The sequence below is a fragment of the Tsuneonella sp. CC-YZS046 genome (assembly GCF_035581365.1).
In the GTDB taxonomy this organism is placed as follows: Bacteria; Pseudomonadota; Alphaproteobacteria; order Sphingomonadales; family Sphingomonadaceae; genus JAWKXU01.
This window is the reverse complement of sequence record NZ_CP141590.1, coordinates 361,224-370,455: the sequence shown is the minus strand read 5'-3', so window position 1 is coordinate 370,455 and position 9,232 is coordinate 361,224. Positions and strand designations below refer to the sequence as shown.

At 65.1% G+C, this 9,232-nt stretch carries 12 protein-coding genes; 5 read left to right on the top strand and 7 right to left on the bottom strand.

Annotated features, from left to right (window positions below; all coding sequences use genetic code 11):
- Positions 1-313: 313 nt before the first annotated feature.
- The 4 genes from U8326_RS01840 to U8326_RS01825 form a co-directional block, all read right to left on the bottom strand.
- Positions 314-1,090: a Gldg family protein gene (locus U8326_RS01840; RefSeq protein WP_324741989.1), complete on the bottom strand. Its 777-nt coding sequence runs from the start codon at positions 1,088-1,090 to the stop codon at positions 314-316.
- Positions 1,062-1,424 (bottom strand): hypothetical protein, encoded by a 363-nt coding sequence (locus U8326_RS01835; RefSeq protein WP_324741988.1) that lies wholly within the window; start codon positions 1,422-1,424, stop codon positions 1,062-1,064. Before U8326_RS01835 ends, U8326_RS01840 begins: the two co-directional genes overlap by 29 nt.
- Before the next feature lie 33 nt (positions 1,425-1,457).
- Positions 1,458-2,486 carry a cysteine synthase A gene (locus tag U8326_RS01830; protein ID WP_324741987.1) on the bottom strand — a complete coding sequence of 343 codons (1,029 nt, stop codon included), beginning with the start codon at positions 2,484-2,486 and terminating at the stop codon, positions 1,458-1,460.
- Between the two features lie 79 nt (positions 2,487-2,565).
- A complete protein-coding gene (locus U8326_RS01825; protein ID WP_324741986.1) occupies positions 2,566-2,883 on the bottom strand; it encodes a 2Fe-2S iron-sulfur cluster-binding protein in 318 nt (105 codons plus the stop codon).
- A 96-nt stretch (positions 2,884-2,979) separates the two neighbouring features.
- On the opposite strand from U8326_RS01825, the gene U8326_RS01820 reads away from it, so the two are divergent.
- Together U8326_RS01820 and U8326_RS01815 are read left to right on the top strand one after the other, a co-directional pair.
- Positions 2,980-3,597, top strand: coding sequence for a DNA-3-methyladenine glycosylase 2 family protein (locus U8326_RS01820; protein WP_324741985.1), 618 nt, complete (start codon positions 2,980-2,982; stop codon positions 3,595-3,597).
- A 10-nt stretch (positions 3,598-3,607) separates the two neighbouring features.
- Positions 3,608-4,405 carry an SDR family oxidoreductase gene (locus tag U8326_RS01815; RefSeq protein WP_324741984.1) on the top strand — a complete coding sequence of 266 codons (798 nt, stop codon included), beginning with the start codon at positions 3,608-3,610 and terminating at the stop codon, positions 4,403-4,405.
- A gap of 7 nt (positions 4,406-4,412) precedes the next feature.
- On the opposite strand, the gene U8326_RS01810 is transcribed toward U8326_RS01815, so the two are convergent.
- The gene (locus U8326_RS01810; RefSeq protein ID WP_324741983.1) at positions 4,413-4,703 is read right to left on the bottom strand and encodes a 4a-hydroxytetrahydrobiopterin dehydratase; all 291 of its coding nucleotides are present in this window, start codon (positions 4,701-4,703) and stop codon (positions 4,413-4,415) included.
- Positions 4,704-4,750: 47 nt separating this feature from the next.
- Here U8326_RS01810 and ccmA point away from each other — a divergent pair, with 47 nt between their 5' ends.
- Both ccmA and U8326_RS01800 read left to right on the top strand, forming a co-directional pair.
- Positions 4,751-5,335 (top strand): heme ABC exporter ATP-binding protein CcmA, encoded by a 585-nt coding sequence (gene ccmA / locus U8326_RS01805; RefSeq protein ID WP_324741982.1) that lies wholly within the window; start codon positions 4,751-4,753, stop codon positions 5,333-5,335.
- On the top strand, positions 5,332-5,991 hold the full coding sequence (locus tag U8326_RS01800) for a heme exporter protein CcmB (protein ID WP_324741981.1): 660 nt from the start codon (positions 5,332-5,334) through the stop codon (positions 5,989-5,991). Before ccmA ends, U8326_RS01800 begins: the two co-directional genes overlap by 4 nt.
- Positions 5,992-6,031: 40 nt before the next feature.
- Here the strand turns inward: U8326_RS01800 and map are convergent, their stop codons facing one another.
- Positions 6,032-6,862, bottom strand: coding sequence for a type I methionyl aminopeptidase (map, locus tag U8326_RS01795; RefSeq protein WP_324741980.1), 831 nt, complete (start codon positions 6,860-6,862; stop codon positions 6,032-6,034).
- Positions 6,863-6,901: 39 nt separating this feature from the next.
- Positions 6,902-7,777, bottom strand: a complete 876-nt coding sequence (locus tag U8326_RS01790; RefSeq protein ID WP_324741979.1) for a DUF3298 and DUF4163 domain-containing protein — start codon at positions 7,775-7,777, stop codon at positions 6,902-6,904.
- Positions 7,778-7,787: 10 nt separating this feature from the next.
- Between U8326_RS01790 and U8326_RS01785 the strand changes: the two genes are divergently transcribed.
- Positions 7,788-9,170, top strand: a complete 1,383-nt coding sequence (locus U8326_RS01785; protein ID WP_324741978.1) for a leucyl aminopeptidase family protein — start codon at positions 7,788-7,790, stop codon at positions 9,168-9,170.
- Positions 9,171-9,232: the final 62 nt, after the last annotated feature.

Below are 9,232 nucleotides of genomic sequence, written 5' to 3'. Positions count from 1 at the left end.
CGGACATGAATTCACCCTCCGCCAGCCGCGCAACGGCGCGCCGGTTCACCCCGCCAGCGCGGAATGCGGCATGGAACCATGTCCGATGGAATTATTTCATAACCCCGTCCCATCCGGGATTAAAGGGAAAAACACGGGAATTCACGGGATAACCCATCAATATATTGATTTTAATATATTTTATTCGGAGATACAATCACTTCCAACACCTAGGTTTCGTGTTCTGTTCTCCAGCTAGAAGGTTGAAAACACGCGAATCCTCTGCGCCGCGCCTATTGCGACTCCATTATTTCCCGTGATTTCCCCGATTGAGTCAGTTGCCGGCGAAAGCCGCTTCGACCAAGGCGGACAGCGCGGCCTGCCGCGTCTCAGGATCGGATGCGCCGGCATCCAGCAATGCCGCATCGGCAAGGATCAGCGCTCGCCCACGCCCGATTGCGCAGTTGGCGGCCAATCCTCCAGTCGCTATCCGGCACGACCCGGCCGCGCCGGTGGGCGGACGCAGCGCGAGCCGTCCATGCAGATCGACAGGAAGTTCGGTTCCGAATACCGACGCGGTCCTTATTCCCGCCTCCTGCTCTTCGTCGAACTGCAGATCGAGGCCCCAATGCGCCAGAATAGGGGAGAGCAGCACCACATCATGGGGGCGCCGCTTGTCGCCGATGGCGAAGGAGGATTCCTCGGTCAGCATGGGGTCCGCGAACAGCAGCAGCCGTCCCCCACCGCGAACCCACGCATCCAGAACCACGTTCTCGACCGGAGACAGGGCACGGGGCTGCGCCATCAGCAGGAAGCGCAGGCCGGTCAGGCTATCCCCGGCCTTGCCCGCATCCAGAACATCCAGCGGCCGCACCGCATAATCCTCTTCCAGGACGCGGCGAACCCAATGTGGCTCCCGGTCTTCCGCAAGCAGATCCGAAAGCTGCGCCGCTTCTCCCCAATAGATCGGCAGTGTCGTAAAAAGCCCCAGCGCCGGCCTTTCTCGATGGGCCTGTGCCTGCAACAGACCCGCCACCGCCGCCGCCGCGATGGCGAGGCAGACCGCAACCAGCAGGATCGATCTAGGGCCGGGGCGCAAGCGTCGGCGCACCGTTCGGCACGGGTGAAGCACGGGAAGCGGCATTCTTCTGCGCGTTCGACGGCATGTCCGGCACGACCCCGGCATCCACAAGCGGGTCGCTGAGCGACCCCGTGGCCGTGACCGGCGCAGTGGTCGCCGCCGCTTCCGGCACGGCAGTCGCCTCGGTCTGCTTCGCGCGCTCCATGATTACATTGGCCAGGGCCACGATCAGCACCATGGCGGCAAGGCCGAACAAGCCGATCTGCAAACGCTGGATCACTTCGGCCCGTTTCCCGCCCTGTTGCGGCTGGGCTTCCTCACCCCTGTCCTGATCGGCGCGAAACTGTTCTGATGTTTGCGGCATAATCGGGCAAGGCTAGCCTTTTGCCGGCGCCAGTCAATCTCCGGCCGCCCCCGGCGCTTTCAGCCAGCCGAACACCGGCAACCCCTTCGCTTCGAGCCATTCCGCATTGTAAAGCGAGGAAAGATAACGGAATCCGGTATCGCACAGGATAGTCGCTATGCGGGGATTTTCCCTGCCTTCCGCCGCCAGCTTGCGCCCCAGCGCAATGGCTCCGGCCACATTGATCCCCGACGACAACCCGAGGCAAAGCCCCTCCTCCCGGAGAAGCCTGGCGACCCATTCCAGCCCTTCCTCATCGGAAATGCGGAACTGGGTGTCGATCGGCGCGCCTTCGAGATTGGCGGTGATGCGCCCCTGGCCGATACCCTCGGCCACGGAATTGCCTTCCGCCTTCAATTCGCCATGCGCATAGTAATTGTAGAGCGCCGCGCCATGCGGATCGGTCAGGGCGATGGCGATGTTCTCGTCGAATGCCTTGAGGCCCATTCCGACTCCGGCAATCGTCCCGCCCGTGCCGGCCGCGCAGGTGAAACCATCGATCCGGCCTTCCATCTGCTCCCACAATTCCGGCGCGGTGCTTTCGATATGAGCCTTGCGGTTGGCGGTATTGTCGAACTGGTTGGCCCAGATCGCCCCTTCCGTCTCTTCGGCAAGACGCCGCGATGTATGCACGAAATGGCCGGGATTCGAGAACGGCGCGGCGGGCACCAGCACCAGCTCCGCGCCCAAGGCCCGCAAGGTATCCATCTTTTCGCGGGACTGGGTTTCGGGCATGACGATGATGGTCTTGTAGCCCAGCGCATTGGCGACCAGCGCAAGACCGATCCCGGTGTTGCCGGCGGTGCCTTCCACAATCGTGCCGCCGGGCTTCAATTGCCCCTTCTGCTCCGCGTCGCGAACGATCCACAGCGCCGCCCGGTCCTTCACCGAAGCGCCGGGGTTGGCGAATTCGCATTTTCCATAGATCGCGCAGCCTGCGGCGGCGCTGGGGCCTTTCAGGAACACCAGCGGAGTGTTCCCGATCAGTTCAAGTGTGTCTTCGCGGATGGTCGGTGCGGTCATGGCCTTGGGTTAGGCGGTGAAGGCGTTGTTCGCAACGGCTTTGGAACGAAGATTCTCTTCGCCCCGCTTTCGCGGCCGATCAGTCTTCGGGAGCGATCGTGACCTTCAGGCCGTCGAGATCGGCGGACATATGGATCTGGCAGGAAAGGCGCGAGGTTTCGTTGCGGTGATCGGAACTGTCGAGCAGGTCATCCTCGTCACCGGACATCGAGGGCAGCTTGTCCGCAAAGGAAGGGTCGACATAGACATGGCAGGTCGCGCAGCTGCAGCATCCGCCACACAGGGCCAGCAATTCGTCATAACCATTGTCACGGATGGCTTCCATCACGCTGATGCCGCCATCAACGTCTATCGTTTTTTCTTCACCTTCGCGATTGACGACAATGAGTTTTGCCATGGTATCCTGTTCCTTCGCGCTCACCGGTTTGCGCCCGTCAAGGCCATAGGCGGCGCTGCTAAGGACAATGACACGATTTTACAAGCGGGAAGAGGCATGGGATTGGATCGGGACAGGTTGAGAGCGGGGCTGGACCGGGCGGCAAGCCGCGAGCCGGCCTTCGCCCGCGCGATTTCGCTGGCCGGCTATCCAGAACCGCGCATCAGCGAACGCGGATACCGGACCTTGCTCCGCACCATCGTCGGCCAGCAGGTCAGCACCGCCTCGGCGCGCTCCGTCTGGGCCAAGCTGCAGGCCTTGCTGGGCGACGACATCCCGCCGCAAGCCTTGCTCGACCGCAGTTTCGACGAGCTTCGCGGCTGCGGCCTCTCCCGGCAGAAACAGGGCTATGTCCGCTCCCTCTGCGAACTGGTCGCAAGGGGCGAACTCGATCTCGACCAGCTGCCCGAGGAGGATGAAGCCGCCATCGCCGCCCTAACCCAAGTCAAGGGCATCGGGCGCTGGTCGGCGGAGATATATCTCCTGTTCGCGGAAGGGCGCGGCGACATATGGCCCGGCGGCGACCTCGGCGTGCAGGCGGGGTTGCAGCGCATCCTCGGCCTGGAGGAACGGCCGGACGAGAAGGCAGCGAGAGCCATGGCCGAAGGCTGGCGGCCGGACCGGAGCGCAATCGCGATCTTCACCTGGCATTGCTACGACAATCCGACATTGTGAAGGGAGTGTGATGGGCGGCAAGAGCATATTCATAAGCGGCGGCGGCTCCGGGATCGGGCGTGCCATCGCAAGGCTGTTCGCGGATCGCGGCTGGTTCGTGGGCATAGGGGACATCAACGAGGCGGGAATCGAGGAAACCGGCGCGCTGCTTCCCGCCGATCGGTGGTTCGGGTGCCGGCTCGACGTGACCGACCGTGACAACTGGGACACCGCGCTGGAGAGCTTTTCCTCTGCCGCCGGCGGACGGATCGACACCGTTGCGAACAATGCCGGAATCGCCTTCGGCGGCCCGCTGATCCAGAACAGCAGGCGTGAAATCGACGCGCTGATCGATGTGAACATTCGCGGCGTGATCTATGGCGCGCAGGCCGCCTTCGGCCATTTGCGGAAGACCGCGCCGGGCAGTTGCCTGCTCAATACCGCCAGCGCGGCGGGAATTTACGGCACGGCGAACATGTCGGTCTATTCGGCCACGAAATTCGCGGTTCGCGGCTTGACCGAAGCGCTGGACGTGGAATGGGCGGGCCAGGGAATCAAGGTCCATTCCCTGATGCCGAGCTTCATCGATACCCCGCTGCTGGCCAAGCAGGCCAATGCGCGCAGCAGCGGCACCATGCGCGACAAGGTGCGGGCGACAGGGCTGGAATTCACCCCGGTCGAGGAAGTCGCCCAAGCCGCCTGGGAAGCGGTCCATGGCGAAAGGCTGCACACGCTCGTCGGCAAGACCGCCCGCAAGCTGGCCTTCGCCGCCCGCTGGACGCCCGGCATGCTCCGCAACAAGATGCGCGGCAGGAAATCCCGCAAATAGCGAGGCTTCAGAGCAGGGCGTCGATGACCCGGGCCAGCCTGATGTCGCGCGCCGATAGGCCGCCTGCGTCATGCGTGGTGAGCAGGATATGCACCCTGTTATAGACGTTCGACCACTCCGGATGGTGATCCTGGCTTTCCGCGAGCAGCGCAACCCGCGTCATGAAGGCGAATGCCTCGCTGAAATCGCGAAAGGCGAAGTCACGGAAAATCGCAGGACGTTCGGCCAGCAATGTCCAGCCGGGCAAGCCTGCGAGCGCCTCATCGCGTTCTGTCTCGGTCAATTGGGCTATGGCCATGGGCACCTCCTTGGCAGCATCCCGGGTTTCCCCTATCGCAAGCCGCCATGCAAGCCTGCCGCCTAGCCGCGACCGATCTCGCCTGCCGCCGCGGCGACCGCGTGTTGTTCACGCATATCGGCTTCGCGCTCGAACCGGGCGATGCGCTCCACGTCGCGGGTGCGAACGGGATCGGCAAGTCCAGCCTGATCCGCATCCTCGCAGGATTGTTGCGCCCCTTCGCGGGCCAGGTGGATCGGGCCGGAGACATAGCCCTGCTGGACGAGCGCTCCGCGCTCGATCTCCAGCTTCCGTTGCGGCGGGCGCTGGACTTCTGGCTGCGCATCGACGCGCGGGAAAGCGTGGAGAGCGTGCTTGCGCGCCTGCATCTGGAAGAGCTGGCCGACGTGCCGGTGCGTTATCTTTCGACCGGCCAGCGCAAGCGGAGCGCGATGGCGCGGCTTGTGGGCCAGCAAGCCCACATCTGGCTGCTCGATGAGCCATTCAGCGGCCTCGACGAGAACAGCCGAGCGCTGATCGAGGATTTGTGCGCGGGGCACATCGCAAGCGGCGGAATCGCGGTCATCGCCTCGCACCAGCCCTTCCGCCTGCACAATATCCGTCAGCTGGATCTGGCGGAGTTCGTCGCATGATCCGTGTGCTACTCGCCATCTTCCTGCGCGATCTTGCGCGCATGCTTCCGGGCGGCAGGCAAGGCGGAACCCTGCTGCCGCTGCTGTTTTTCCTGGCGGTGGCGATGCTCTATCCATTCGCGGTGGGGCCGGACGCGCCGCTCCTGGCCCGCACCGGCGGCGGGGTGATCTGGGTTGCGGCGCTGCTCGCGGCGATCCTGCCGCTCGACCGGCTGGTGGCGCCGGATCTGGAACAGGGTTTCTTCGATCAATGGGCGCTGCGCGGCGTGGCCGAAGAAGCCACCATCGCGGTGCGGGTCGCGGCCCATTGGCTCAGTTTCGCCCCGCCATTGCTGCTGGCCGCCCTTCCCGCCTCGGCCCTGCTGGGCCTGACCGGCGACGCGCTGCGAACCGTCCTGATCGGCCTGCTCCTCGGCACTCCCGGCCTGGCCGCCATCGGCGTCACCATTGCCGCGCTCACCGCCTCGTTGCGCAGCGGAGCGGCGCTTGCGGGGCTGCTGCTCATACCGCTCGCCCTACCGCTGCTGGTGTTCGGCGCGGGAAGCCTCGCGCCAGGCGGCGAGGACGGGCTGGCCCTGACCGGGGCGATCAGCCTCGCGCTGCTGGCCATCGCCCCCTTCGCGGGCGGAGCCGCGATCCGCGCCGCGCGGGATTGAACCGGAACCCAGGCCAGGCAGCCGCGCCGGCGGCGATTCATCACGCCATATAAGGTGGCTGATCCAGCCCTTTCGGGCTTTTCGTGAAAATCTCGTGCCCGTCCTCGGTGATACCTATCGAGTGCTCAAACTGCGCAGAAAGCGACTTATCGCGGGTCACGGCGGTCCAGCCGTCGCTCAACATCTTGCACCACGGCTTGCCGAGATTGATCATCGGCTCGATGGTGAAGAACATGCCCGGACGCAGCTCGGGGCCGGTGCCGGCCTTGGCCGCATGGACCACTTCGGGCGCATCGTGGAACAGCCGCCCCAGCCCGTGGCCGCAGAATTCGCGCACGATGCCGTAGCGGTATTTTTCGGCATGGGCCTGGATCGCCGCGCCGATATCGCCCAGCCGGTTGCCCGGCCTCGCCTGCTCGATGCCCAGCATCAGGCATTCGTAGGTGACGTCGACCAGGCGGCGCGCCTTCAGCGGCACATCGCCCACCAGATACATCCGGCTGCTGTCGCCATGCCAGCCGTCCAGCAGGGGCGTGACGTCGATATTCACGATGTCGCCGTCCTTCAGCGCCTTGTCCGAGGGGATGCCGTGGCACACTACATGGTTGATCGAGATGCAGCAGCTATGCGCATAGCCGCGATAGCCGAGCGTTGCCGGCACGCCCCCGCCATCCAGGGTCATCTGGCGCACCACATCGTCCAGTTCCGCCGTGGTCACGCCCGGCTGGACCAGCGGCACCATCGCATCCAGAATTTCAGCCGCGAGCCGCCCGGCCCGGCGCATCCCTTCGAACCCGTCCGGGCCGTGCAGTTTGATCGAGCCGTCACGCAGGACAGTCTCGCCTTCGCTTATGATCTGATATTCGCTCATCCGCCCCATGTAGCGGGAAGGGGCCTGAATTGCGAGCGTTCAACGCGAAACGGTGAAGCTGCCGCGAAATTCCGGTTTCACCGCCCGCAGGATCGCCTCGCTGACCGGCAAGATCACTTCATAGGCGCCTTCCGCATAAGGCCCGGCTTCATAGGGCGGGATCAGGAAACCGACCCGGTCGAACGTCTTGCGATTGGCGGAGCCGAGCAGGACGGTGGTGGAGGCCAGTCCGATGCATTCGTCGAACATCCCGGGATTGGCCCGGTCGAACTCGACGCCCCGCTTCTTTACGCGCTGCCGATCCAGCTCTTCGCAGAAGGCGGGCTTGATCGCCGCTTCCAGCGCATCGCGCGAGAGGAACAGCGAGAGCGGCGCACGCTCCACCTGCGCCTGCCTGTCCCACAGCAGCGAATCGAACACGGTCATTCCATGCGCGCCGCCGGTATAGGAATATTTCTCCGCCGACAGGCTGAGCCAGCCCGGAAGGTCGGCCACCACCGCCCAGTCGGTCTGGTTGGCATAGGCGCGATAGGGGAAGCCGTCCGCCGCCGCTTCCTGCTTGAATTGCCGGGCGTCCTTGTCGAGCTTGCCCCGTTCCTCTTCCAGCCGGGCATCCAGCGAGGCCTTCAATCGGGGAATATCGCCCGCGGCCGCCGGATAGGAATAAACGAAGGAGAACAATTCGTTCTCTTCGTCGACCTTGCGGGCGCCCCCCGCCCCGGCGGATGCTTTCGCGGTGGCATCCACATCGCCGGAAGCGGCGGCGGCGGTAGCGCCCACGGCTGGAGAAGCGTCATCCGCGACATCGGCGCCGCTGTCCGTCCCGCAAGACGCAAGCATCAGCGCGCCAGCCACCGCCAGCCAAAGGCGGGCATGATACGATTTCCCCTCGCGAAGATCGATTCGCTGCGGCATGAGCGCAAATATGTCCGACAAACACGCACTTATCCAGCCGAATCGGGGCCAGAAGGCCATTTCGATCCATCTCGTCGACAAGTCCGGCTTTGCCCAATGGGCGAAGCGCCTTTCCCCGCTCCAGCGCGCCGCGCTGGAAGGGCAGAAATTCAAGGGAGAGGGCTATGAGGTCGGCATCGTGCCGGATGGCGACGGCTGGTTCGCGGTCGGCGGCGTGGCCGACACGCAATCGCTTTCAAGCTGGTGCATGGCCCGGCTGGCCGAAATCCTCCCCGCCGGAACCTATGTCCTCGCGGAAGGGGAGCCTGGCCCCGCGCTGATCGGCTGGCAGACAGCCCAGTATCGCTTCACGCGCTATCGCGAGCCCAAGGAACCGACAGGCCCGCGCATCCTGCTGACCGGCGAACCGGCGGCGGTCGGGCCGGCGCTGGCGGAAGCCGCCGCCATCGCCAGGGTGCGCGATCTGGTGAACACGCCCGCGCAGGACATGGGGCCAGCGGAACTGGAAGCCGAGGCGGAAGCGCTCGCGAAGAAATACCGCGCGCAACTCACCGTGACCAAGGGCGATGCGCTGGAGCAGGATTATCCGATGGTCCATGCGGTCGGTCGGGCGGCGGGCCGGTCCCACGCGCCGCGCATGATCGAACTGGCATGGGGCGATGCGCAGGCGCCACGCGTAGCGCTCGTCGGAAAGGGCGTCTGCTTCGATTCCGGCGGCCTCGACATCAAGCCCGCGTCCGGCATGCTGCTGATGAAGAAGGACATGGGCGGCGCGGCTCATGTTCTGGCGCTGGCCGGATTGATTATGGAAACCGGCCTGCGGGTGCGGCTGCAGGTGCTGATGCCCGCCGTGGAGAATGCGATTGCCGGCAATGCCTTCCGCCCGGGCGACATCCTCGCATCGCGCAAGGGGCTGAGCGTCGAAATCGGCAATACCGACGCGGAGGGGCGGCTGGTCCTGGCCGATGCGCTGGCCCGCGCCTGCGAGGAAAAGCCGGAGCTGATCCTCGATTTCGCGACTCTCACCGGCGCGGCCCGCGTGGCCCTGGGGCCGGACCTGCCCGCGCTGATGGCGCGCAGCGACGACACGGCGGAGGCATTGCGCGCGGCTGGGGACGGCCATGACGATCCGCTATGGCGCCTGCCCCTGCACCAGCCCTATGGCGATTATCTCAAATCGGAAATCGCCGATCTCAACAATGCATCGGCCACGCCCTTCGCCGGCACCATCATCGCCGGGCTGTTCCTCGAAAGATTCGTGGAGGAAGGGATAGACTGGGCGCATTTCGACACCTTCGCATGGCGTCCTTCGGCAAAGCCCGGACGGCCCGCCGGGGGCGAAGCGCTGGGCCTGCGCGCGGCCTGGCACATGCTGCTGCGCCGCTATGGCTGACCTGGGACCGACCCGGGGCCGACCTGGCCGCCTGGCCCGCCTTCATCTTACGATCTTGCCCG